This window comes from Ornithinibacillus scapharcae TW25 (assembly GCF_000190475.1).
In the GTDB taxonomy this organism is placed as follows: Bacteria; Bacillota; Bacilli; order Bacillales; family Amphibacillaceae; genus Ornithinibacillus; species Ornithinibacillus scapharcae.
Genome location: NZ_AEWH01000044.1, coordinates 29,244 through 54,467 on the forward strand (window position 1 = coordinate 29,244; position 25,224 = coordinate 54,467).

The 25,224-nt window shown below is 36.4% G+C and carries 22 protein-coding genes, 2 pseudogenes and 1 other annotated feature; all 24 genes and pseudogenes read right to left on the reverse strand.

Annotated elements, in window-relative coordinates:
• Position 1 precedes the first annotated feature (1 nt).
• The 24 genes and pseudogenes from G5W_RS22185 to G5W_RS0111385 all read right to left on the reverse strand — a co-directional run bounded on the left by G5W_RS22185 (position 2) and on the right by G5W_RS0111385 (position 25,080).
• Positions 2-1,281 (reverse strand): annotated as a pseudogene (locus G5W_RS22185) (dihydroorotase).
• Positions 1,253-2,158, reverse strand: a complete 906-nt coding sequence (locus G5W_RS0111275) for an aspartate carbamoyltransferase catalytic subunit (RefSeq protein ID WP_010096753.1) — start codon at positions 2,156-2,158, stop codon at positions 1,253-1,255. Before G5W_RS0111275 ends, G5W_RS22185 begins: the two are co-directional and overlap by 29 nt.
• 152 nt (positions 2,159-2,310) lie before the next feature.
• A complete protein-coding gene (pyrR, locus tag G5W_RS0111280) occupies positions 2,311-2,853 on the reverse strand; it encodes a bifunctional pyr operon transcriptional regulator/uracil phosphoribosyltransferase PyrR (RefSeq protein ID WP_010096754.1) in 543 nt (180 codons plus the stop codon).
• A 226-nt stretch (positions 2,854-3,079) separates the two neighbouring features.
• Positions 3,080-3,979, reverse strand: coding sequence for an RluA family pseudouridine synthase (locus tag G5W_RS0111285; protein ID WP_010096756.1), 900 nt, complete (start codon positions 3,977-3,979; stop codon positions 3,080-3,082).
• Positions 3,976-4,446 (reverse strand): signal peptidase II, encoded by a 471-nt coding sequence (lspA, locus tag G5W_RS0111290; protein ID WP_010096757.1) that lies wholly within the window; start codon positions 4,444-4,446, stop codon positions 3,976-3,978. Before lspA ends, G5W_RS0111285 begins: the two co-directional genes overlap by 4 nt.
• Positions 4,447-4,605: 159 nt before the next feature.
• Entirely contained in the window at positions 4,606-7,362 is a 2,757-nt protein-coding gene (gene ileS, locus G5W_RS0111295) for an isoleucine--tRNA ligase (RefSeq protein WP_010096758.1), read from the reverse strand.
• A gap of 151 nt (positions 7,363-7,513) precedes the next feature.
• Positions 7,514-7,741: a binding site (T-box leader), on the reverse strand.
• Between the two features lie 59 nt (positions 7,742-7,800).
• Positions 7,801-8,304 (reverse strand): DivIVA domain-containing protein, encoded by a 504-nt coding sequence (locus G5W_RS0111300; protein ID WP_010096759.1) that lies wholly within the window; start codon positions 8,302-8,304, stop codon positions 7,801-7,803.
• A 315-nt stretch (positions 8,305-8,619) separates the two neighbouring features.
• The gene (locus G5W_RS22190; RefSeq protein WP_010096760.1) at positions 8,620-9,369 is read right to left on the reverse strand and encodes a YlmH/Sll1252 family protein; all 750 of its coding nucleotides are present in this window, start codon (positions 9,367-9,369) and stop codon (positions 8,620-8,622) included.
• A gap of 16 nt (positions 9,370-9,385) precedes the next feature.
• Positions 9,386-9,667: a YggT family protein gene (locus G5W_RS0111310; protein ID WP_010096761.1), complete on the reverse strand. Its 282-nt coding sequence runs from the start codon at positions 9,665-9,667 to the stop codon at positions 9,386-9,388.
• A 5-nt stretch (positions 9,668-9,672) separates the two neighbouring features.
• On the reverse strand, positions 9,673-10,095 hold the full coding sequence (locus G5W_RS0111315; RefSeq protein ID WP_010096763.1) for a cell division protein SepF: 423 nt from the start codon (positions 10,093-10,095) through the stop codon (positions 9,673-9,675).
• Positions 10,096-10,105: 10 nt separating this feature from the next.
• Entirely contained in the window at positions 10,106-10,777 is a 672-nt protein-coding gene (locus G5W_RS0111320; protein ID WP_010096765.1) for a YggS family pyridoxal phosphate-dependent enzyme, read from the reverse strand.
• Positions 10,778-10,802: 25 nt separating this feature from the next.
• The gene (pgeF, locus tag G5W_RS0111325) at positions 10,803-11,606 is read right to left on the reverse strand and encodes a peptidoglycan editing factor PgeF (protein WP_237706216.1); all 804 of its coding nucleotides are present in this window, start codon (positions 11,604-11,606) and stop codon (positions 10,803-10,805) included.
• A 37-nt stretch (positions 11,607-11,643) separates the two neighbouring features.
• A complete protein-coding gene (locus tag G5W_RS0111330; RefSeq protein ID WP_010096768.1) occupies positions 11,644-11,901 on the reverse strand; it encodes a YlmC/YmxH family sporulation protein in 258 nt (85 codons plus the stop codon).
• 115 nt (positions 11,902-12,016) lie between these two features.
• Positions 12,017-12,796 (reverse strand): RNA polymerase sporulation sigma factor SigG, encoded by a 780-nt coding sequence (sigG, locus tag G5W_RS0111335; RefSeq protein ID WP_010096770.1) that lies wholly within the window; start codon positions 12,794-12,796, stop codon positions 12,017-12,019.
• Between the two features lie 122 nt (positions 12,797-12,918).
• A pseudogene (gene sigE / locus G5W_RS22195) lies at positions 12,919-13,637 on the reverse strand (RNA polymerase sporulation sigma factor SigE).
• 19 nt (positions 13,638-13,656) lie between these two features.
• Positions 13,657-14,577, reverse strand: a complete 921-nt coding sequence (gene spoIIGA, locus G5W_RS0111345; RefSeq protein WP_010096772.1) for a sigma-E processing peptidase SpoIIGA — start codon at positions 14,575-14,577, stop codon at positions 13,657-13,659.
• Between the two features lie 374 nt (positions 14,578-14,951).
• Entirely contained in the window at positions 14,952-16,085 is a 1,134-nt protein-coding gene (gene ftsZ, locus G5W_RS0111350; protein ID WP_010096774.1) for a cell division protein FtsZ, read from the reverse strand.
• Between the two features lie 67 nt (positions 16,086-16,152).
• Complete coding sequence (ftsA, locus tag G5W_RS0111355; RefSeq protein WP_010096776.1) at positions 16,153-17,436, reverse strand: cell division protein FtsA; 1,284 nt, start codon at positions 17,434-17,436, stop codon at positions 16,153-16,155.
• 221 nt (positions 17,437-17,657) lie between these two features.
• Positions 17,658-18,449, reverse strand: coding sequence for a cell division protein FtsQ/DivIB (locus G5W_RS0111360; RefSeq protein WP_010096778.1), 792 nt, complete (start codon positions 18,447-18,449; stop codon positions 17,658-17,660).
• Between the two features lie 151 nt (positions 18,450-18,600).
• Positions 18,601-19,713 (reverse strand): stage V sporulation protein E, encoded by a 1,113-nt coding sequence (gene spoVE, locus G5W_RS0111365; RefSeq protein ID WP_029191101.1) that lies wholly within the window; start codon positions 19,711-19,713, stop codon positions 18,601-18,603.
• A gap of 71 nt (positions 19,714-19,784) precedes the next feature.
• A complete protein-coding gene (gene murD / locus G5W_RS0111370) occupies positions 19,785-21,134 on the reverse strand; it encodes a UDP-N-acetylmuramoyl-L-alanine--D-glutamate ligase (RefSeq protein WP_010096782.1) in 1,350 nt (449 codons plus the stop codon).
• A complete protein-coding gene (gene mraY, locus G5W_RS0111375) occupies positions 21,131-22,117 on the reverse strand; it encodes a phospho-N-acetylmuramoyl-pentapeptide-transferase (protein ID WP_010096784.1) in 987 nt (328 codons plus the stop codon). Before mraY ends, murD begins: the two co-directional genes overlap by 4 nt.
• 48 nt (positions 22,118-22,165) lie before the next feature.
• Positions 22,166-23,524, reverse strand: coding sequence for a UDP-N-acetylmuramoyl-tripeptide--D-alanyl-D-alanine ligase (locus tag G5W_RS0111380; protein ID WP_010096785.1), 1,359 nt, complete (start codon positions 23,522-23,524; stop codon positions 22,166-22,168).
• Positions 23,525-23,610: 86 nt separating this feature from the next.
• Positions 23,611-25,080: a UDP-N-acetylmuramoyl-L-alanyl-D-glutamate--2,6-diaminopimelate ligase gene (locus G5W_RS0111385; protein ID WP_010096786.1), complete on the reverse strand. Its 1,470-nt coding sequence runs from the start codon at positions 25,078-25,080 to the stop codon at positions 23,611-23,613.
• Positions 25,081-25,224: the final 144 nt, after the last annotated feature.

The following is a 25,224-nucleotide window of genomic DNA, read 5'->3' on the forward strand; positions in this document are numbered from 1 at the left end:
ATTATTTTGCCTCCTCATAGACGATCTTCCCATTACTGATTGTAAGAACTGGAATTCCTGTAACTTTCCATTGATGAAATGGCGTGTTCGTTCCCTTTGAATAAAAAGTATGCTTATCGATATACATTTCACTTTCTAAATCTATTAATGTTAAATCAGCTACTCCTTCTTCTACTAATCTTCCATAAGGAAGGTTAAATACATTAGCAGGTTTTATGGTTAACCAATCTATTAGTTGTTTTAAAGTTATTTTTCCTTTTTAACTAGGTTGCTATAAAGTAATGGAAACGCGGTTTCAAGTCCTACTATTCCAAATGGAGCGTTAATCATACCTTTCGCTTTTTCGTCCACACTATGTGGTGCATGATCTGTTGCAATAAAATCAATTGTTCCGTCCAACAGACCTTCGATTAACGCTTCCTGATCCTCTCTACTTCTTAGGGGTGGGTTCATCTTATAATTCGTATCATGTTCTTGTATCGAATCCTCATTTAACAGCAAATGATGTGGTGTCACCTCTGCCGTAACATGAATTCCTGCACGTTTAGCATCTCGAATAACTCTGACAGATTCCTTTGTACTAACATGGCAAACATGATAATGACAATTAGCAGCTTCGGCTAATAGGACGTCACGCGCAATTTGTACCGATTCACTTAACGATGGAATCCCTGGAAGCGTTAATCGTTTACTTACCTCCCCATCATGAACAACCCCGCCGTAAACAATTGAATTGTCTTCACAATGAGCAACTATTGCTTTTCCGCTTTTCGCAGCTTCTTTCATAGCGCGAAGCATTAAATCTGCTGTTTGTATGCCGACACCGTCATCCGTAAAAGCGAATATTCCTAGGTTCGAAAGGTGATCAATATCGGTAAGTTCCTCTCCTTTTAAGCCTTTTGTAATAGCTGCATATGGTAGTACCCTTACTTCTGCATCTAGGTTGATTCTCTCGTGCAGACTATTAATCACCTCTTCATTATCTGGAACTGGATTGGTATTTGGCATAGCACAAACTGTTGTGAAACCACCTCTTGCTGCCGCTTTTGTACCAGTCCTTATGGTTTCCTTATGTTCACCACCTGGTTCTCGCAAATGAATGTGAACATCAATAAATCCAGGTGTTAGAAGCTTACCTTTACAATCTATTAATTTATCGACGCTTTCTTGCTCTATATTATTCCCTATAGACAGAATCTTCCCATCACGGATATAAATTTCACATATTTCTAATTCACCAATATCATTCAATTTAGTAGCATTCTTTAACAAGATATTCATCTAAAATCCCCCATTCTTGTAAAACATATTCTAGAATTGCCATCCTTATATAAACACCATTTGACATTTGTTTAAAAATTCTAGAACGAGAACATTCAACTAATGCACTATCAATCTCAACACCTCTATTAACAGGAGCAGGGTGAAGAATAATTGCGTGATTCATCATTTGTTGTTCGCGTTCAAGTGTTAATCCGAATTGACTTAAATAGTTATTCGTACCCATTTTGTGATCATGTCTTTCATGCTGCACCCTTAACATCATGACAACATCACAACATCTTATTGCCTCATCTAATGTGATGTAAGGGAAATTCATCGTTGTATCTTCAAAGCCTGGTGCAGCACATAGATATACATTTGCTCCCAGTCTATGCAAAATCTGTGCATTAGAATTTGCTACACGACTATGTTTAATGTCCCCGACTATTACAATATTCAAATTTTCAAACTTACCAAATTCCTGATAAATCGTTAAAAGATCCAACATACCTTGTGTAGGGTGTTCTTTCGTACCTGCTCCTGCATTAATAATTGGAATATTAATCTGATCCAATTCTCTAAACCAATCATCCGATTCATGACGGATAACGGCAACATTTGCCCCAATTGCCTCAAATGTTTTAACTGTATCGTAAAGAGATTCACCTTTCTTCAAACTTGAAGCTTCTACTTGAAAATCTAATACCTCTAGCCCCATCTTTTTTTCCGCTACTGTGAAACTCATTTTTGTTCTTGTACTAGGCTCAAAGAACAAATTAGCAGCAAAAATTTGATTAGGGAGATTATAATCGATACTCCTAAAGGTTTCTGCTTTATCGAGTAAATGATAGACCTCTTCATTCGTTAACTGATTGATTGAAATGAAATGCTTCATGATAAGCCACCCTCTCACTCTAGATGTTATTTTTTCCAAAAAAAACCTCTTTGCATGGTCGCAAAGAGGTACACGAGCAGGATTTCTACACACGTGTTCAAACTAAGCAACCTTGTAAACCTCTCTGGATTTATTTAAAGGTCCTTTGATATTTATTTTTCATAAATAGCTACTGAATCTGACTGGTCGATTTCATGAAGCTGTACAACAATTATTTCACGGTCAGAAGTTGGAATATTCTTCCCAACGTAATCTGCACGGATTGGTAATTCTCGATGTCCACGGTCAACTAGCACCGCCAGTTGAATTTGCGATGGTCTACCAATATCCATTACAGCATCCATCGCTGCTCGTACCGTTCTTCCAGTATAAAGTACATCGTCAATTAGGATTACTTTTTTAGTATTGACATCAACCGGGATATCCGCATGTCGGATTTCAGGTTCATTAGATTGCACTGCCTTTTCCAGATCATCACGATATAAAGTAATATCTAGTTCACCAATCGGAAGGGCTAAACCTTCAATCTTTTGAATTTTTTCTTGGATACGTTTCGCAAGAGGTACACCTCTCGTTTTAATTCCTACAATTACTAGGTCTTCTCCACCTTTATTCTTTTCCAGAATCTCATGTGCGACACGAGTCAAAGCACGGTTTATAGCTTGCTCATCCAAGATTTCTGTTTTTTTATTCATCATTCCACCCCTATATCATTCTCTAACATAGTAATTTGAATCGAATACACCATTTACGTCGGATAATATTCACTAAACGAAAAGCCCCTTTTTTTCCACAGGAAAAAAGGGGCTGGAATAATCTTTCCAACGTGATAACCGATCCCTTTTTAGCCTCTCTGGACTGGATTAAAGGTTCTATTCAATGGCTTCATTATTTCAAACATAGAGAGTCCTGTCAATAGTTTTATTCTAATGTTGCTAATAATTTACCGAAGTACTCTGGTGGTTTTACCTCGAATTGTAGCCATTCACCAGTGGTTGGATGGGTAAAACCTAATACTTTTGCATGAAGTGCTTGTCCATTTGTATTCAACGTTTTACGGGGGCCATATTTTGGATCGCCAACAAGTGGAAATCCAATATAGCGCATATGAACACGAATTTGGTGTGTACGGCCTGTTTCTAATTTGCATTCAATATGGGTAAATTCTTTGAAACGTTGTAATACGAGAAAATGTGTTACAGCATGTCTACCATTATCGACAATCCCCATCCTTTGACGATCTTTAGGATCTCTCCCTATTGGCGCGTCTACCATACCGGTATCATGATTGATGACACCATGAACAACCGCTTCATATCTTCTTTCAACATCCTTCTTCGATAATTGTTCCGCTAAACTGGCATGTGCCTTATCATTCTTAGCCACCACTAATAATCCACTTGTATCCTTATCAATTCGATGAACAATCCCTGGTCGCTCCACGCCATTGATTCCTGATAAGTCCTTACAATGGTACAATAATGCGTTAACCAGTGTACCTGATTGATGGCCGGCTGAAGGGTGTACTACCATCCCCTTCGGCTTATTAATCACAATAACATCTTGATCTTCATAGACAATATCCAATGGAATATTTTCTGGTTGAATTTCTAATTCTTTCACTTCTGGTAATTGCCAAGTAATCACATCACCCTGTTGACATTTATAATTCGCTTTAGCAATTACGCCATTTACTTTCACCAGTCCACTTGTAATCCATCCTTGTACTTGCGACCGAGACTGTTCAGGATTAACTTCTGCTAGTAGTTTATCTAGCCTCATCTTATTCTGTGTATCTGTTACAACATGTTGTGATGTCATTTTGCTTTTCCTTTCTGTTTCTTCTCATCTAAAATGGTTGCTATGATGACAATAATTACCCCAATAGTTAATGAGGAATCTGCAATGTTAAAGATTGGGAAGTCATATCCGAAGATAATAAAGTCCAGAAAATCCACTACTTCTTGATGAAATAGCCGATCGATAAAATTACCAATGGCACCACCCAAGAGTAATCCTAGTCCGCTAGCAAATAGCGCATTTTCTTTTCCAAATTTATGTAGATAATACATGATTCCAATAATAACAATTACAGTGATGACATAAAAGAACCCCATTTTACCCTCTAGTATGCCCCAAGCAGCACCTGTATTACGATGTGAGGTTAGGTAAAAGAAATCATGAATAATTGGTATTTGCTCGTATAACTCCATGTTTTTCACTACAAGAAATTTCGTAAATTGATCTAACGCAATAACAATTATAGCTAATACATAATATCGATACATTCTCGAGTCCTCCGATTGTACTACTTTCTAATCTCCTACATATGAAAATCCTTAGTTTATCTTATACTTTATTAGGCAAAAATTCAACGATTTACAGGGAAGAATAAATAAGGAGCACAAATGATTTGTGCTCCTTCTAAAGAATTAAATTATGACCTATTATGCATGGTAATGTTTTTCCACTACATCTGCACAACGTGAACACAGTGTTGGATGATTGTGATTCTCTCCAACCGTGTCTGATGCTACCCAACAACGTTCACATTTTTCACCAGGATGTTTTTCTACTAAAACATCTACATAGCGATATTTTGTTAATGATTCAGATTGATCTGTGATAACCGCTTCTGATACGATTAATAATTGATGAACATTTTCGATTGAATTTAGTACTGTTTTTGTTTCCTCATCTTTTGGAACAACAGTAATTTTGGCCTCTAATGATTTACCTATTACTTTTTCGTTACGAGCATCTTCCAATGCTTTTAGTACGTCATCTCTTACAGCCATAAAATGATTCCACTTATCTTCAAGCCCATCAAATCCTTCAATCTTTCTAGGCTCTGGGATATCTGTAAGTTGTGGACTCTCTATTTTCACACCAGGGATGTATTCCCATACTTCATCTGCAGTATGTGGAATGATCGGTGTAAGCAATTGTACTAGCGTTGTCAAGATTTCATAGTATCCTGTTTGAATACTACGACGTCGATGATGATCAGCCGCTTCAATATAGAGGATGTCTTTTGCAAAATCAAGATAGAATGAGCTCAAATCATCTGCACAGAAATTATGGATGCGATGGAAAATAGGTGAAAACTCATACTTCTCATAGCTTTCTCGAACATCTTGAACAAGGATCTGTAAACGATGTAACATATAACGATCTACTTCTTCTAAATCTCTCTCCGCAACACGATCTGTTTCAGGATTAAAATCTGCTAGATTTGCTAATAAGAATCGGAATGTATTTCGAATTTTACGGTATGCCTCAGATGTTTGTTTCAGGATATCATCTGAAATACGTACATCTGCTTGATAATCGACAGATGCAACCCATAAACGTAAAATATCTGCACCTAATTGCTTTTGAACTTTTGACGGTACCATAACATTACCAAGGGATTTACTCATCTTTCGGCCATTCCCATCTAAAACAAAGCCATGGCTAATAATTGTTTTATATGGTGCTTTTCCAGATACTGCTACAGCTGTTGATAAGGAAGAGTTAAACCAACCGCGATACTGGTCACTTCCTTCTAAATAAATATCTGCTGGTCTTATGTGATCCTCTCTATTTAACAATACACCCGCATGAGAAGACCCAGAGTCAAACCAAACATCCATAATGTCAGTTTCCTTAGAAAAATTCCCATTAGGACTATGTTCAGATACGAAACCTTCAGGTAATAAGTCCTTTGCTTCACGCTCAAACCATACATTAGATCCAAATTCAGCAAATAGATCTGCAACATGATTGATTGTTTCATCCGTTATAATTGGTGTACCATCTTCCCCGTAAAATACCGGGATAGGAACTCCCCATGCGCGTTGACGAGAAATACACCAATCTTCACGGTCGCGTACCATATTGTAAAGTCTTGTTTCTCCCCAAGCTGGGTACCATTTTACTTCCTTAATCTCATTTAGTATATCTTCACGGAAGTCTTTTATCGATGCAAACCATTGTGCCGTTGCACGGAAAATAGTCGGTTTTTTTGTCCGCCAGTCATGTGGATAGGAGTGCGTAATTATATTCAGTTTTAATAAAGCACCTGTTTCTTGAAGTTTTTCGGTAATTACTTTATTTGCATCATCATAAAACAATCCTTCGAAACCTGGCGCTTCACTTGTAAATACACCTTTTTCATCTACAGGACATAAGACATCAAGATTATACTTTGCTGAAACATAAAAGTCATCTTCCCCATGACCAGGTGCAGTATGCACAAGCCCAGTACCAGCGTCTGTTGTAACATGGTCACCAAGCATTACGAGTGACTCACGATCATAGAATGGATGTTTAGCTGTTACACGGTCTAATTCTTTTCCTTTAAAGGTTTTGATGACCTGTGGGGTATCCCACTCTAGTTCTTGAGTTATGCTTTCCAATAGATCTTCTGCTACCACAAAGTTATCCTGGTTAACGTTTACGACTACATAGTTATAATCTGGATGTACACTAATACCTAAGTTAGCAGGTAAAGTCCAAGGTGTTGTTGTCCAGATGATGATCTTATCTCCTGTATCAAGCACACCTTTTCCATCCGCAACTTCAAATGCAACAAAAATAGATGCAGAACGTTTATCATAATACTCGATTTCTGCCTCTGCTAGCGCAGATTCTGATGAAGGTGACCAGTATACTGGCTTTAAGCCTTTATAGATGTAACCTTGTTTCGCCATTTCACCAAATACTCTAATCTGTGCTGCTTCATAATCCTTTGTCAATGTAATATAAGGATTATTCCAGTCAGCACGGACACCAAGCTGTTTAAACTGCTTTCGCTGTCCATCAACCTGTGTCAGAGCATATTCTTCACATAGTTTTCTAAACTCAGCAACAGACATTTTCTTACGGTCTACTTTTTTATTTTTGGTTAAAGCTGATTCGATTGGTAGTCCATGTGTATCCCAACCAGGAATATATGGGGCATGAAAACCTGTCATAGACTTATATCGTGTAATAAAATCTTTTAGAACTTTATTGAGTGCATGACCAATATGAATATCACCATTAGCATATGGAGGTCCATCATGTAGAATAAATAATGGTCTACCCTTTGTTCTTTCTAGAGTTTTTTCGTATAAGTTTGCTTGTTCCCACTGTTCCTGACGAACTGGTTCTTTGTTTGGTAGATTTCCACGCATTGGAAAATCCGTTTTTGGCATTAGTAGTGTCTCTTTGTAATCCATCATTATTTCCTCCTTACAACTCTTACAATTCCAAATGAATCAAATAATATTAGAAAAACATGTATTTACTTATCTTCTCCTCAATTGAACTGTTTTCCTACGATTATAGGGCGAAAAATATCCTTTAAATAAAAAAAGCCTCTCAAATCCCAAAAGGGACGAGAAGACTCGCGGTACCACCCTTATAAATTTAAAATGTCCAAGAACATTTTAAATTCACTCGATATTCGTAACGTGAATAAGACGTCCAACTTTACTTTATTTTCAAATTGGATACTCAAGAGTGATATTCTAAAAACGTGCAGTACTAGGCTCTCACCATCTCCTAGCTCGCTTTACTAGCAACTTGTTTTTATACTGTCTCTGTCATAGTATTTAATAAATATTATTTCCTATTTGTCTATGCATTATATGTAAAATATCGCAAAACGTCAAGGTTTAAGATTCTTGATTCGCTAATTCTAGATCCTGACCCATTTCCACATCGAATAAATCTTCCCAATCGTCAGATCCAATCATGTCCAATTGTGCTTCTACTAACATTCTTAATCGTGTACGGAATACTTTAGCTTGCTTTTTTAACTCTTCCACCTCTAAAGCGATTTTACGTGACTTACTCAATGCTTCATTAATAATTCTATCAGCGTTTTTCTCCGCTTCTTTAATAATTAATTTTGATTCTTTAGAAGCATTACCTTTTAATTCCTCAGCAGTTTCTTGTGCAATTAGAATTGATTTATTTAAAGTCTCTTCAATATTGGTAAAATGACTTAGTCTCTCATTCATTTGCTCGATCTTTTCTTTAAGCTCTTTCTTTTCACGGATGACCAACTCATAATCTTTAATCACTTGATCTAAAAATTCATTTACCTCGTCTTCATCATATCCACGAAAACTACGAGTAAATTCTTTATTATGAATATCCAACGGCGTTAATGGCATTTCGTTAACCTCCTTCAGTAATTGAAAATTATTAGCAGAGAGGAAAATTTTAACTATCTACTAAACATAATACGATAAGTCCATTATTAGTATACCAGTAAATTTCGACAAAAAATATGATTTTCCTGCAAATTTAGATAAAATTATAAGACTATGATTGCGAAAATTCATGTTAGACGTGATTCTAATAGTTTATGCGAAAGTTGGGTATACTGAGTTATCTGACAAAAAACGATAAAAAGAACGACTCATTGATAAACATTATATATCAAAAAGGCATTCTTTTCTATACCTCTAATAGGGCAGTTGTTATTTTTAATTTTTCTTTTTAGTTTGACCGTTAACCTCTACAAGTTTGCTACGTCCCTTACCCCTTAACGAGATTAAATCACCCTCACGGAGAATAAACTTTCCATCTTCTACCAAGCGATAATTCACCTTGACCATTCCTTTTTGAATGAGATCCTGCGCCTGTTTACGTGATAGGTTATAAATCTCCTTTAGAATGGTATCTAGTCGAAGTGATGACACGATTTTTTCAGATTCATTCCAAACGGATTTCTGCTCGATTAACTTATCAAAAGATACCTCTTCGAATGTAATCGTAGCTCGTTTTATCCCTGTTAGATTCATCTGAACATATGAAGCAATGTCTTTATCAAGAAGAATTTGTATCTTTCCATCACCAGCATAAAGATCACCAAGTTTCTTACGGGATATTCCTAAGGATAAAAATGCCCCCAATACATCTCGATGGGCAATGGTAATAAATTTTTCGTGATAGGAAGCTTGGATTAATGAAATATTAAACGTATTATTCGTGATTTCTTCATAATAAGGAGCAATAATAGCTCGTTTACGTTCAGAATGACTTCCACCACCAAATAACTTGAGCTGTAGCTCATCCCTCGCTGAGCCGATTAACATTTCAATAATCTGTTGTTCTCGAGGATCAAGAAAATCTGTTAATTTAGGTTCAAAATATCGCTCCACTTGTTCTTTCCACGATAGTACTTGGTCGATGAAGCTATGCTCCTCGGATCGAAAATGTTGATATATATCCATCATAAAAACGTCCTAATTACATAAAGCCAATAATTATAAAATATAGTTCTCTTAAACCAATTCCAGCCACATTTAGAACAATGATGGCTACAATAGGTGAAAAGTCAATCATTGCGACAGGCTTTATAATTTTTCGAAAAGGTTCTAAATACGGTTCATATAGCTTTGTTAAGAAAGATCCAAAAGATGACTCTCTTGCCCCTGGGAACCATGACATAAAGATATAAATTATTAATCCGTAACTATATATTTGCAATGCATAAGCAAGAATTTGAAATATATTACCTAACAATACCAATTAAATTACCATCCTTTATCTAGATCTTCTTCTAACGTTTCCGTGATTGATCCAGAGACATCAATATTATCTGGTGCACAAAGAAATGTTTCCGATCCTAATCGTTGGATAACACCATTGACAGCGTAAACTGCTCCACTTAAGAAATCAACGATCCGTTTAGCCTCATAACGCTCGACTCGTTGTAAATTAATGACTACTGCACGTTTACTAACAATATGATCTGCAATTTGTTGTGCCTCATCAAATGTTCTGGGTTCACAAAGGATTACTTTAGAAGAGGCTGTTTTTACACTCTTTAGATTAATTACATTGTTATTGGGTTGTGTGAATTTACTAGGAGCTTCAACGACAGCTTCTTCCACATACTCATATTCGTAATCATCATCCATTGCAAAGAAGGTTTTAAACTTGTTTTTGATACTCATGCCTTTCACCTCACTTATTCGATCCAACTAATTTGGAGCCAATTCTTATATGAGTTGCCCCTTCTTCGATTGCAATCTCATAATCATTACTCATACCCATCGACAAATATTCACAAGATGAATAGCCTTTATTCTTTATGACATCTCTTAATTCACGAAGTTCTCGAAAAACTTTATGTAATACTGCTCTATCATCTGTATGTGGAGCCATTGTCATTAGTCCAACAACTCTTACTTTAGTAAATGTAGAAATTTCTTCTAAAAAAGGCACTATTTCATCAGGTTGCATGCCATGCTTTGACTCTTCACCACTTACATTCACCTGTATGAAACAGTTAATCGTAGAGGAAGATCTTTTTTCAATTTCTTTTGCTAATGACAGTCTATCCAAAGAATGAAGATAATCTACCTTGTCGATAATATCTTTTACCTTTCTCGTCTGTAGGCTACCAATAAAATGCCAAACGGCACGATCACCAATATGATTGTATTTTTCCATAAAACCCTCTTGACGATTTTCACCAAGGTTGACTACACCCGCATTAATTGCTTCTTCTGTCCGTTCCAACGAAACATATTTTGTCACACCAATGATTGTAATCTCTTCAGGATTTCGTTTTGCAATACGACATGCTTGTTCAATAGAAGCTTGAATGGTATTTAAATTTTCTGCTACATCCATTACTGCAAATTCTCCTCCTTGACGCTTACCTGCTATACCCAATAAACCCTAACATACGACCTGTTTTTCCATTGTCACGTCGATGTGAAAAAAAGAGTTCTTTATCTCTAAATGTGCAATAATTTGTTATATCTATATTACTACGAAATACCCCAGATTGTACAAGGATTTCGACATTTAATTGCTTTAAATCCAATAAATAATGCTTATTTCCCAATGGTGTTAATACTTGCGTTCGATATTCTTCTTGTATTTGATCTTTCACATATTCATCCACTTCATAATTATCTTTCGAGATGCACGGTCCTATCGCGACGAAAAGGTCGTCCAATTTCGAACCTAGCTCCTTAAAATTACGCACCATTTCTTCAGCTATTTTCCCTACAGTTCCCTTCCAACCTGCATGTGCTATACCAATATACCCTGTTACAGGGTCAAAAAAGTAAAGTGGAACACAGTCTGCAAAGAATGCTGTACAAAGTATTCCTTTGCTATTCGTAATGAGCCCGTCTATTTCTTTTAGAGCCGAATCGACACTTGTGGATCCTTTTCCAGCATCCTTAAAATCGACAATTTGCACACTGTTCTTATGTACTTGTTCACCAGCAATCCATTTTTCTAATGGTATAGTTAAATGACTTGAAAGGACATTACGGTTAGTCAACACATCCTGGGGATTATCGGATACATGTAAGCCCAAATTATTAGTAGAGAAATCACCTCTACTTACTCCACCGTTTTTAGTAGTGAAACCTACTCTTAGCGAAGGTTCTATTTCCATCCATTTATCGATAAATAGTAACTTAACATCATCATTATGTCGGAACACTTCTTTCAATTCAATTCCCCCTGATTCCTTGAATAAATCATTCAAGGTATAGTTTTGGCCCTTCTACATCTCTTACTAAAATGACATCCGTACCTATTGTTACGATGTGCTCCCAATATATCATTAATTCCTCTGGTTTTCCAAAGAATCCACCCTTTTTTTCACGTAAATAGATGACTAAGGCAATGATTCTACCACGGTCTGGATCAATTTCTAAATCGGAAATATGTCCAAGACGTCTTCCATCATTGATAACAATAACCTCTTTTACTTGAAGTTCGGATAATTTTATCATTACGGCTCACCTACCCTTATTAGGAATGTATATGCATGAATGGATACGTTCATTCTTTGCTTCATAAAATAGAAAAAGGAATAGACACGAATGTCCATTCCTTTAAAATCGATTATCACTCAAACATTTGTTTATTCATTTGACTAATGGCAGCTTTTTCTAGCCGAGAGACTTGAGCTTGCGAGATACCAATCTCATCAGCAACCTCCATCTGTGTTTTCCCTTGGAAAAAACGTTTGTTCAGAATCATTTTCTCCCTTTCATTTAACTGATACATCCCCTCTTTTAGGGAAAGCTTGTCAACCCATGTATCATCTCTATCTTTATCATCACTTATTTGATCGACTACAAATATAGGGTCTCCGCCATCATTATAAATAGGCTCAAATAAGGAAACCGGATCTTGTATCGCATCCATTGCAAATACAACATCTGAATGAGGAACACCCATTTCTTCCGCTATCTCTGCAGGAGTCGGTTCCTTTGACGTTTTATTGATTAGTTTTTCTCGAACTTGTAATGCCTTGTACGCAATATCCCGCAATGACCTCGATACCCGAATTGGATTGTTATCCCGTAAATATCTTCGGATTTCACCAATAATCATTGGGACAGCGTACGTAGAGAATCGAACATTATGACTCAAATCAAAATTATCAATAGATTTCATCAGTCCAATACAACCAACTTGAAATAAGTCGTCTACATACTCGCCCCGATTATTGAATCGCTGGATTACACTAAGTACCAAACGAAGATTTCCATTTACCAGTTGCTCGCGAGCCGTTATATCTCCTTCTTGCATTTGAATAAACAATTTCCGCATTTCTTCGTTTGTTAATACAGGAAGTTTTGATGTATCTACACCACATATTACTACCTTATGTCTAGTCATTCTGTACCCTCCCAGTTGGAGATGCTGTTCAAGGACAGTATCTCCCCGAGAGGAAAAATTTATGCAAATAGAAAAGTACAGTTGGTGCTAGAAATTACACATAAAACCTTTATTATCAAAGGCTAAACCATTTTATTAAATTCTTTTTTCAAACGTCTAATAATTTTCTTCTCTAAACGTGAAATATAGGATTGAGAGATACCAAGCATATCTGCTACGTCTTTTTGTGTTTTTTCTTCTTCTCCCACTAACCCGAAACGCAATTCCATAATTTGTTTTTCTCTCGCATTTAATTGTGATAATGCATTTTGAAGTAGGTGTTTATCAACCTTGGTCTCTAAATTTTTAGTAATTACATCATCGTCTGTACCTAAGACATCCGATAATAATAATTCATTACCATCCCAATCAATATTTAATGGTTCGTCAAACGAAATCTCAGATTTTAGTTTATTATTTCTTCTTAGATACATAAGTATCTCATTCTCTATACATCTAGAAGCATATGTAGCCAGTTTAATCTTTTTTCTGGATTAAATGTATTTACCGCTTTTATAAGCCCAATTGTACCAATACTTATTAAGTCTTCAATATTAATTCCAGTGTTTTCAAATTTTCTAGCAATATAAACAACTAGACGAAGATTTCTCTCTATTAAAACTGATCGAGCAGTTGTATCCCCTTTGGAGAGCAATATTAGAAGTTCGCTTTCTTCGTCCTTTGAAAGTGGTGGCGGTAACGCTTCACTACCACCAATATAATATATCTCTTTGGACTTAAAGCCTAATTTACTTAATAACTTATACCACCGTATTCGTAAATGATTTAAAATTTTCGCCATGTCATATCGCTCCTTTTCGTTATGCTGAATGAATCGTAGCTAACTGGATAATTTGTGGATGTAAAAGGCAATGATATCGTCTATCAGCCGTTAACTCTGAGAACTGAATTCCGATTAATAGTTTAGTAGCAACTATATGTTGTGCACCATAGGAAATGGAAATCTTATCTGGCTTAATAGTAAATAAAAAATTACTTTTCCCTTCAACACCATGAAATGGGACAACTTGAATGTAATTCTGCCATTCTAACGGAATGCTATCGATATCAAATTCCTCATATGCTCTTTTTAAACGGTTCCACTCTTCATGATCAAACCATTGCTTTAAAAATGGTTCATCACAAATAATTACTGGTTTTCTGGTTAGTGGGTCAATTAATTGGTTACCACTATCAATAAAACCAGTGGTGGAAAAATTCTTATTATGAAAATGAATGGTTACTTCATAGAGTTGGTTATATCGTATTTTCTCGATCGCGTGCTTGTCCATACGGCTCTTTGTAAACCAATACACAAACGGGAATCCTATCACAACAAAAATCCAACTTATAGGATCGCCATATCCACTACTATAGGACAAAACCCCTGCAGCTGACAGTGCAACTGGGTTTTGGAGCAAATAATGTACAGCAAACAACCCTCCTCCGATTGAAAATGATACAAAGTAAAACACTAAGAGTTGCTTTACCAAACGATTTACCGATATATAACGGAATGTAACAATGATAATTAGAATAGAATATAATATCTTCCCTAAAACTGTTGAGATATAGGTGTTCGGAAAATAGAGTGTAATGGGCACTATTAGCGATGCAACAATAGCTCCCAATACCAATCTTCTTTTGGGTGTATACTCCCGACAGAGTGCTTGTGTTAATAGGAGAAGCATTAAATCCAAAAGAAAGTTCAAAATCCATACCATATCAAGGTAAATAGTCATAACTATTTTCCACCTCTGGGGAATGAATGAATAAAATTCATCGTACGAATTCACTCCTTCTCGTTGGAATTATCTAGTAATCATTTAACCTAGTGAACTTGTTTAATTGAAGTATAAAGTGAAGTATAAACTACTTGGTAAGCGAAGTCTGTCACTTCTTGTATGCAAAAATATGCTATTTTCAACTAGTTATGTCGAGTACTCATAGGCACTACTAATTCAAAATAGACGCTGGCAAACTAAACTATTTTCTAAAAGGTTTTAGGGAAGATTTGATGAGAGGACTTTACGTTTTATCATTTTTACTAGCTTCAACTAAGTATCTAATCACAAAAAAACGTATAGTCTAGATGACTATACGTTTATAGAACGAATTATCGGTTTCTATTTCTGTTACGCAGGAATGTTGGAATATCTAAAATATCCTCTTCTTGACGTGGTCGATTGGATTGTTGTGTTGGCTCTTTTGTTGCTGCTTCCTCTGTCACTCTCGTAGAACCGTGTTGGTTGTGGTTAACCATTGGACGTTGTCTTGATGGCTGCTCTACTTTCTTACTCTCATCAAAACCAGTCGCAATAACTGTAACGATGATTTCGTCTTTTAAGTCTTCATTTATAACAGAACCAAAGATTACGTTTACTTCTTCATCAGCAGCATTCGTTACAAGGTCTGCAGCTTCCTGTACTTCATAAAGACTCAAGTTAGTACCACCAGTAATGTTCATTAGAATGCCATGTGCGCCATCAATTGAAGTTTCTAATAGTGGTGAAGAGATAGCCTTCTTAGCTGCTTCCGTAGCACGATTTTCACCTGTTGCAATCCCTATTCCCATCAATGCAGAACCTTTATTGAACATTATTGTTTTAACGTCTGCAAAGTCCACATTAATTAAACCTGGCTTCGCAATTAGATCAGATATGCCTTGGACCCCTTGACGTAAAACGTTATCGGCTTCTCTAAATGCTTCCAACATAGGTGTGTTCTTATCAACAATCTCAAGCAAGCGATCATTCGGAATCACAATTAGTGTATCCACACTATTCTTTAATGCTTCGATTCCAGACACAGCTTGATTAGATCTTCTTTTACCTTCGAAGGAGAATGGACGGGTTACAACCCCTACCGTTAAAGCGCCAAGATCCTTCGCGATTTGAGCAATTACTGGAGCAGCACCCGTACCGGTACCTCCCCCCATACCAGCAGTAACAAAAATCATATCTGCACCTTGAAGTACCTCTTCAAGCTGTTCTTTGCTTTCTTCCGCAGCTTTTTTACCTACTTCTGGATTAGCTCCTGCACCAAGACCTCTTGTTAGCTTACCACCAATTTGTAGTTTGGTTTCTGCTTTAGAAAGATTTAATGCCTGTGCATCCGTGTTTACTGCAATAAATTCTACACCTTCTACACCATGGTCAATCATACGGTTTACTGCGTTATTACCGCCACCACCGACACCGATGACCTTTATCGTTGCTAATTGATCAATACTTGTATCAAATTCTAACATTATTTCGTTCCTCCTAATATGCAAATTACAAGATTTCTAGAAGCTAATTTTCCTGTGGGAACGCTGATTAATCGAAGAAATACTTAAATAAATTAGCAATTCCAGACTCTTTTTTATTATTTTCATTAACAGTGTTTGTTTTTGTCGGTTGTTTTTTAACTTTTTTTGCCTTCGGTTCTTCATAACCATGCGTAATTGCCGGGAATAATTCTTTTCCTTGAATTTTTGCATTATGGTAGGCAAATTGCAAAATTCCAACACCTGCAGTGAATTGTGCTTCTCGAACACCAATATAGTCAGGTATTGCAATTCGAACATTTGACCTAAACACATCACTAGCTAATTCTAGAGCGCCTGGCATTTTCATTGTTCCACCTGTTAGTACATAACCACCCGGTAATTGTTGATAGCCCATTCTGCGGATTTCTCTTTCAGCAAATGCATAAATTTCTTCTAATCTTGCTTCAATCATATCTGCAATTTGAAGCTGGTTAAAGGTTTGTTTCGCATTACTACCAATAATGGAAGCCTCAAAGACTTCATCTTCTTGCGCATCATCATAAAAAGCATGTCCATGATTCAGCTTTATATCTTCCGCTTCCTCTGTCGTAGTACGCAAGCCAATAGATAAATCCTTCGTAATGTTATCGCCACCAAGTGCAACAACACTAGTTGAAATGATGTGGTCGTTTTCAAAAATGGAAACAGTCGAGCAACCTCCACCAACATCAATTAACGCTACTCCAAGATTTTTTTCATCTTTTGATAGAGCCACAGTTCCTGCTGCAAGTGGTTGAAGAACGATATCCGCTACTTTTAAATTAGCACGTTCTACACATTTTAAGATGTTATGTAGTACTGTTTTAGAGCAGGTAATAATTGTACCTTCCATTTCTAAGCGGACACCAATCATCCCTCTTGGGTCGGTAATTTCATCAAGACCATCCACAATAAATTGTTTCGGTATTACATCGATGATTTCTCTTTCAGGAGGTATCGATATCACTTGTGCGCCATCAATTACGCGTTTTACGTCCTCATTTGTTATTTCTCGATTTTCGCTTTGTACTGCTACTACGCCATGACATGGTTGTAATTGTATATGGTTACCACTGATTCCTACCACTACACTATCAATCTGCATTCCTACCATTCGTTCTGCTTGTTCTACGGCATTTCTAATGGAGTGAACAGTCTGATCAATGTCTACGATAGCACCTTTTTTCATACCATTTGATTTCGCAGTGCCTACACCTATAATGTTCAAAGAATCATTTAAAACTTCACCAATAATTACTTTTATTTTCGTTGTACCTATATCAAGACTGACAAGTATGTCATTGTTGTTCAACAAAGGCACCTCCTAATTTCCAGAAGCATCAAAAATAACCTTTTCTTGATGCGGTGTACTATACTATTTTTAGTTAAACAATACTATAATCACTTATTTTAAAGGATTTTCCTTAAAAAAGAAATAAATAATAGTTATTTCTATAAAACTATTTATTTATTGATAAAATAAGTTTGAATTTACTAGAATAGTTCCGTAAATTCAAACATTTTATGACTGTCTTACTCTACAGCGTTTGTAATAATTTCTTCCTCCGACATTTCTTGTTGTTTAAACGGTTCAAAAAATGCCCCTACCCCAATGTGTATGATACCCTCACTACCTGATTCTAATTGGGCCGCAATAGAAGGGTAAACCGTCATTTTTTCTGAAAAATCTCGAATAGAGGACTTCACCATAAAGCCGTCCGCCATATAAAGTATTATTTCATTTTTACTTCTATCGCTCGGTGCCCAGTGAATCTCAGAAATAAGATTTAGAATATTGGTAGGAAGCTTACTTAACTCTTCGGACATTTCAATCAGTCTATCTTTTTCTGAGAAGTTTAATAATAGTGGAGCATCCCCAGGATATATATCCTTTTTACTACCAGAAAGCAGCTCTCCATTACCTAGAATCGGATAGTAGACATTATCCTTTTTTATGTATCCAATACGTTCATGTTCTATCAAATGAATCTCAACAGTCCTAGGAAACTTAGTTTCAATTGTTACACTATCAATCAACGGATTTTCTTCTAGAACTTGGACAATTACTTCTTTATCAATCGTCCACATATTCGTTTCGCGACCGATACCACTTTGTTTGATTACCTCTTGATCCTCATAATAGGAATTACCAGTAACAACAATAGATTTAACATGGCTAAGAGGTGATTGAAGATACACAATGATAGATATTAGGAAGAAAAAAATAGATAAGTAAAATACGAGGCGTCGATTCGCCTTCTTTTTACGTGCTTGTTTCAACTTAGGAATTCGATCCTCTATGGAAACAATTTTTTCTTTGCTCATCCCTATTCTTTCCTTTTTGAATTTTTAACACATGAAAACGGCATACCAGATGCCGTTTTAACTGAGTTATTTTGATTATAACATAAGACACTAGAAAACATATAGTACACATTCAATAGTTTTATGATAAAATTTTACCAAATTTAACGAATTATAACTTAGCACTTCTACTAATATTTAATAAGATCCCTACCGAACACAACGTAAGTGTTAGAGAGGATCCCCCATAACTAAGAAAGGGGAGTGTAATTCCTGTTACTGGTATTAGCCCAATAACAACACTAATATTAATCATTACTTGAACCGTAAGCATAGATACAATACCCAAGGCCAAAAACCTTCCGAATGCATCCGGTGCTTCTATCGCAACTCTTACACCACGCCAGAAGAGTAACACAAACAATATCAACAAAATCGAACCACCTATAAAACCTAGTTCCTCCCCTAGAATAGCGAAGATAAAATCGGTCTGCGGTTCCGGCAAATAAAAATACTTTTGCAAGCTATTCCCTAGTCCCACTCCCATTAGACCTCCTGGCCCAATTGCATATAATGACTGAATGATTTGAAATCCGTCACCTAAAGGGTCCTCCCATGGATTAAGAAAAGCAGTTATTCTACTGATACGATAAGGAGCCGAGATAATCAGTAATGCAAATCCGATTAGTCCTAGTACTCCTAATCCAACAAAATGTGATATTCTAGCTCCAGAAACAAAAATCATGATCATGCAGGTTAGAACAAGTACCATTCCTGTACCAAGGTCAGGTTGCAACATAATTAATCCAAAGGCTGTAAATACTAGGATTAGAGCAGGAAAGAAGCCTTTTTTAAAAGAAGTAATATACTTTTGGTTAGTCGATAAGAAAACAGATAAAAAAATAATTAAACCGAGCTTCATAAATTCTGATGGTTGGATACTAAAAGCCCCTACTCCAATCCAACTCTGTGCTCCACCTCGGGTTAATCCTACTCCTGGTATAAGCACTAACAAAAGAAGGGCAAAGCAAATGAGCAAAATAACCTTCGCATATTTAGCCCAGTTACTATATGGAATATACATAAAGAAAATCATACCCGCTACTCCAACACCAGCGAAAAGCAACTGCCTCTTTAGAAAATACAATGAATCAGCATATTTATATTCAGCCCAAATATAAGAAGAACTGTATACCATCATTACTCCGATCCCTAATAACAATAAAATCAGTGTGAGGAGAAAATAATCGGGCTTGTCCTTGATGGATATTCGCTTACTAAACAAAAAAACACCCCTTACTCTAGCATCGAATTAGGGGCGTTACACTATTAAAAATCAAGACACGGTACAAGCCCCTACTTAATTGTATGCACGGCTTGCATAAACATGTCTCCTCTTTCTTCAAATGTTCGATATTGATCCCAGCTAGCACATGCAGGAGATAATAGGATAACATCTCCTTTTTCCGATATAGCATATGCCTTCTGAGCTGCGTCCTGCACATCGGAGGCAGATACGATAGTATGTATTCCTGCCTTTAGTGCGGTATTTCTAATTTTTTCAGCAGTTTGACCAAAAACTACTACTGCTTTAACATTTGTAAAATAAGGTATTAATTCATCAAATTCATTTCCTCTATCCAGCCCACCTGCCAATAGTATGGTAGGTTTGCTAAATGAAGATAGTGCTTTTTGTGTTGCTAGTATATTTGTAGCTTTGGAATCATTATAAATGAACCGTTCATGGATTTGCGTAACGAATTGCAATCGATGGGTAACTCCCGCAAAACTTGTTAACACTTCTTGGATACCTTCATTAGTAGCACCACTTAGTTTTGCCGCACTGATTGCTGCCAGTATGTTCTCTAAATTATGCGTTCCGACCAGTACAATGTCTTCAATTGCAATAATTTTCTCTTCTTTAAAGTAGACATGGACATGATCCGTCCATGCTCCATTTTCTTGTTTGTTTTTAACAGAAAACGGTACCTTTACTGATTTCGCCTCAGCTGTTAACGTTACAACATTCGGATCATCAGCATTATACACTAGATAATCATCCTGCAATTGATTTTGAAATATAGCACCCTTTGCCGACATGTAATTAGAAAATGTTTTATGGTAATCCAAATGGGCTTCAAACAGATTAAGAAGTACTGCTACTTTAGGTCTAAATGATTGAATACCCATAAGTTGAAACGACGAAAGTTCCAGCACCATTTTCGCATCAGTAGGTAACTCTCTAGCTACCTCAGTTGCAACGATACCAATATTACCTGCTAATTTTACTTTTTCTCCACTATGTCTTAGCATTTCATAAACTAAAGTTGTGGTCGTTGTCTTCCCATTCGAACCAGTTATCCCTACTATCGTTCCTTCCGCCAAATTACCCGCAAGCTCAATTTCAGTAATAATTGGGATATCTCGGTCCATCGCTTCCTTTAACAAGACATTTTCATATGAAATACCAGGATTTTTTACAATCAATTCAATACCATCCAGAACCGATAACGGATGCCCACCCGTAATCACCTCAGCACCGAGTGACTGTAATGAGATAACTGACTCATCCTGTTCTGAAGCTTTTAAATCATTTATCCGAACCTTAATTCCACTTTCTAACAGCACTTTTGCAGCTGCAGTGCCACTTTTAGCAAGTCCTAAAACTAGTACATGGGAATAAGGAAAATCAATCAATTTTTTCAACCTAACCACACCTCGATGTAAATACCCAGAGCAGCAAAAACAAGTCCCATAGTCCAGAACGTTGTTACTACACGCCATTCTGACCAGCCTACTAACTCATAATGATGATGTAATGGACTCATTTTAAACACCCTTTTCCCGGTAGTTTTAAATGAAATGACCTGAATTATTACCGATAAAGTTTCCATAACAAATACTCCACCGATAATGACTAGTAATATCTCTAATTTTGCTAGAATCGCAACTGCAGCAATTGCTCCGCCTAGTGCAAGTGAACCAGTGTCCCCCATAAATACCTTTGCAGGATGAGCATTAAAGACCAAAAATCCTAATAGTGCACCAACAACAGCAAGTGAGAAAATAGATATATCAATTTGGGGATCACCGTACCAAGCTAATATTCCAAATGCGCCAAATGCAATCGCAGCCGTGCCTGCCAATAAGCCATCCAAGCCATCCGTTAAATTCACAGCGTTAGATGCACCAACGAGCATAAATACAATTAATAAAGCATATCCAATTCCAAGATCCCATTGAATATCAGTTCCTGGTATTTGAATATATGTTGGAAACCCTTGTTTCTTTAAAATGAAATAGAAAATAATAGCGATTACTAATTGACCTAACATTTTTTGTTTAGAGGTCAAACCTAAATTTCGTTTCAAAGCAACTTTAATATAATCATCCAAAAATCCTAATAAACCATAGCCAAGTAATACAAATAGTAATAGTCCTAATTCATAACCAACTTCTCCATCACCGTAACGTAAAGCCATAATGATAGATGTGATCGTAATACTTAATACAATCATGATACCCCCCATAGTAGGAGTACCCTTTTTCTTCATATGAGACTTCGGTCCCTCTTCCCTTATGCTTTGTCCGAACTTTAAACGTCTTAAAAACGGAATAAAAATCGGGGACAAAAGGACGGTAATCAGAAAAGCGATTGCTATTGTTATGATTAATACTAAAATATTCAACGTAATTTCCTCCTTAAATGCCAACCGTCCAACCCTAATAACTTTATACTACTTAATTTCATTGATAACAGATTCCAGTTTCATACCACGAGAAGCTTTAAAGAGTATGAGTGTTTCTTTATTCAAATGATTTTGTAGCGTTTCAAGTAATTGAGCTTTCTCTGTAAAATGTTTAACTACTACTGTAGGATATTTGTTCTTCATTGCATTTGAAATAACAATTGAGTCTTCCCCTACAGTGTATAGGTGTGTGATGGAATCATTCATGACTTCTGCTACGACTTCATGTAACTCTCTGGACTTTTCCCCTAGTTCATAAATATCCCCCAGAACCGCTACTTTGTTCACAAATCCACTCATTTGTTGTACAACCTGTATGGCAGCCATCATGGAAGTCGGTGATGCATTGTAGGCATCATTAATAATGGAGACATCATTTTTACCAGTGAGTGTTTCAAAACGCATTCCGGTTAACTTCAAGTGTTCGAGTGCATGCTTGATACTTTCTGAATCAATACCCAATAATCGACCTAATACAATCCCATAAGCTGCATTCTTGGCATTATGCGATCCTAATACCGGAATCGTATAGGTAGAATGGTCAGACCCCTTAAAAACAGTTGCATTTTGCTTGAGTTCTATTTCAGATACAATAAAGTCATTGTCCTCTCCAAATCCAACCCTAACTACGTTTTCTTGCTGATGAACATGCGATAATAAGATTTCATCTCCATCAATAATTAGTTTACCATTTTGATCCATTCCACTTGTAATTTCTAGTTTTGCCTTTGCAATACCTTCACGTGAACCTAAATATTCAATATGGGATTCCCCTATATTCGTGATAATAGCATAATCTGGCTTTGCAATATTTGATAATAATTCAATCTCACCAAAGCTACTCATGCCCATTTCCAAGACCAAGACTTCTGTATCTTTGCTCATGGATAGGATTGTGAATGGTAAGCCAAATTCATTATTTAGATTTCCATCTGTATAGTGCGTTTTATATTTCTCTTTAGCGATCGTTGCTACAATATCTTTGGTTGTTGTTTTACCGTTCGAACCTGTTACACCAATAACAATTGGTTTAATTTCATCTCGATAACAACCTGCAAGATGTTGGAGTGCTTTAGTCGTATCCTTTACAGAGAATACGATAAAGTCTTTTGGCAACGCCTCCGGTAGCACTTTGTTATCTTGCCAAAGTGTAGCGATTGCACCATTTTCATAAGCCTGCATTAAAAAGTCATGTCCATCAAAGTTTTCCCCTACTATAGGGATAAATAATGAATCCTCTGTCTTTAATCTACTATCTGTCATGTATGTTTTGATCTGTATAGCATTTTCCACATTCCCTGTTACACGAGGAAAAATAGTTGATAGCCATTCTACTGTAAATAACATCTTAATTCTCCTTAACTTGAAGTAAAACCTCGTTATGTGTATATCATCTTGTCAAATTATTCTTTTTAATGATAAACAATTTCGCGTTATAAAAGGAATAAAGCTTCGAGAGCCACTTCCCGATCATCAAAATGGTACTTTCTATGACCGATTTGTTGATAGGTTTCGTGTCCTTTACCCGCAATTAGAATAATATCATCTTCTGATGCTTGTTGAATAGCATGATGGATAGCTGCTTTTCGATCAATGATCACTTCAAACATTTCATCTTCTTGAGATAATCCATCAATCATATCTTCTAAAATGATTTTAGGGTCCTCTGTTCGAGGATTATCGGAAGTGAAGATCGCAACATCTGAATACTGTACAGCAATTTTAGCCATTAATGGTCTCTTAGTACGATCCCTATCACCCCCACACCCAACCACAACATATACCTTTCCTTTTGCAAAATCACGAATAGTCGTAAGAACATTTTCCAAAGAATCAGGTGTATGGGCATAGTCAACAATGACCGAAAAAGGATGATGGTGTTGGACTAATTCGAATCGACCGTTTATGCCAGAAATGGACTCCAACGCTTCTTTAATAACGGACAAAGGAATACCATACGATATAGCCGCAGCAGCTGCTGCTAACATATTAGAAACATTAAATTTACCAATTAATTTACTATTAATAGCAGTATTTCCATTAGGTGTACATAATAGAAAGTAAGTTCCCGTTGGTGTCAGTCTTATAGACTTCGCTCTAACCATCGAATCTTTATGCATCCCATAAGTTACAACATTTTGGGCAGTCGAACGCATGAGCTTCTGACTAACCGGATCATCTTGATTGATAATGGCAAATTTCCTATTATCCTTATGATACTGATTACCTAATTGTGCAAATAACAAACTTTTTGCACGCAAATAATCATCCATGGAATCATGGTAATCCAAATGATCCTGTGTTAGATTGGTAAAAATCGCTATATCGAAATCACAGCCATACACTCTTCCCTGGTCAAGTGCATGAGAGGACACTTCCATGATGACTTGCTCTACCCTGGAATCTATCATTTTCCGGAAAGTCTGCTGCAAAAATAACGCATCTGGAGTTGTATTATCGATTGGAAATACTTTATTTCCAATCTTCATCTGGATGGTTCCAATTACTCCAGTGGTCCTTCCAAAATGAAGAAATATATTCTCTAGCAAATATGTAACAGTAGTCTTTCCATTGGTACCAGTAACACCAATTAATGGTATATCATTTGAAGGATAATTGTAGAAACTTGCAGCAGCCATGGCTAAAAATCGAACCGAATCCGGAACCACTATTACTGGCACTTGTGCTTCCATCTCTTTTTCAGCTACTACTAATACCGCTCCATTATGGACTGCCTCATCTACATAATCATGCCCATCGACTGTGAATCCGTTAATACAAACAAAGATATCTCCTTTTTCAATCTCCCTAGAATCCATTTTTATCGCATTAATTTCTAGATCGTAAAGTTTAGAGAACTGATTAGTAAATGGATGAAAAGAAAAGATTTCTTTGAATTTCATATAGACATCTTCCTCTCTCCAACATACTATTCTCTCTTTCATGCACATTTAAGAGGGTAGACTACCCTCTTAAATGTCATCATATCCAATTTATTATATCAAAAAGAAAGGGTATTCTGAACGATTTTATTTAACAAATTATGA

Excerpts from the sequence above, each read along its gene's own strand:
- G5W_RS0111275 (WP_010096753.1), bottom strand. The coding sequence starts at position 2,158 with ATGAAGCATTTCATTTCAATCAATCAGTTAACGAATGAAGAGGTCTAT.
- pyrR (WP_010096754.1), bottom strand. The coding sequence starts at position 2,853 with ATGAATAAAAAAACAGAAATCTTGGATGAGCAAGCTATAAACCGTGCT.
- G5W_RS0111285 (WP_010096756.1), bottom strand. The coding sequence starts at position 3,979 with ATGACATCACAACATGTTGTAACAGATACACAGAATAAGATGAGGCTA.
- lspA (WP_010096757.1), bottom strand. The coding sequence starts at position 4,446 with ATGTATCGATATTATGTATTAGCTATAATTGTTATTGCGTTAGATCAA.
- ileS (WP_010096758.1), bottom strand. The coding sequence starts at position 7,362 with ATGGATTACAAAGAGACACTACTAATGCCAAAAACGGATTTTCCAATG.
- G5W_RS0111300 (WP_010096759.1), bottom strand. The coding sequence starts at position 8,304 with ATGCCATTAACGCCGTTGGATATTCATAATAAAGAATTTACTCGTAGT.
- G5W_RS22190 (WP_010096760.1), bottom strand. The coding sequence starts at position 9,369 with ATGGATATATATCAACATTTTCGATCCGAGGAGCATAGCTTCATCGAC.
- G5W_RS0111315 (WP_010096763.1), bottom strand. The coding sequence starts at position 10,095 with ATGAGTATCAAAAACAAGTTTAAAACCTTCTTTGCAATGGATGATGAT.
- G5W_RS0111320 (WP_010096765.1), bottom strand. The coding sequence starts at position 10,777 with ATGGATGTAGCAGAAAATTTAAATACCATTCAAGCTTCTATTGAACAA.
- G5W_RS0111330 (WP_010096768.1), bottom strand. The coding sequence starts at position 11,901 with ATGATAAAATTATCCGAACTTCAAGTAAAAGAGGTTATTGTTATCAAT.
- sigG (WP_010096770.1), bottom strand. The coding sequence starts at position 12,796 with ATGACTAGACATAAGGTAGTAATATGTGGTGTAGATACATCAAAACTT.
- spoIIGA (WP_010096772.1), bottom strand. The coding sequence starts at position 14,577 with ATGACTATTTACCTTGATATGGTATGGATTTTGAACTTTCTTTTGGAT.
- ftsZ (WP_010096774.1), bottom strand. The coding sequence starts at position 16,085 with ATGTTAGAATTTGATACAAGTATTGATCAATTAGCAACGATAAAGGTC.
- G5W_RS0111360 (WP_010096778.1), bottom strand. The coding sequence starts at position 18,449 with ATGAGCAAAGAAAAAATTGTTTCCATAGAGGATCGAATTCCTAAGTTG.
- G5W_RS0111380 (WP_010096785.1), bottom strand. The coding sequence starts at position 23,524 with ATGTTATTTACAGTAGAATGGCTATCAACTATTTTTCCTCGTGTAACA.
- G5W_RS0111385 (WP_010096786.1), bottom strand. The coding sequence starts at position 25,080 with ATGAAATTCAAAGAAATCTTTTCTTTTCATCCATTTACTAATCAGTTC.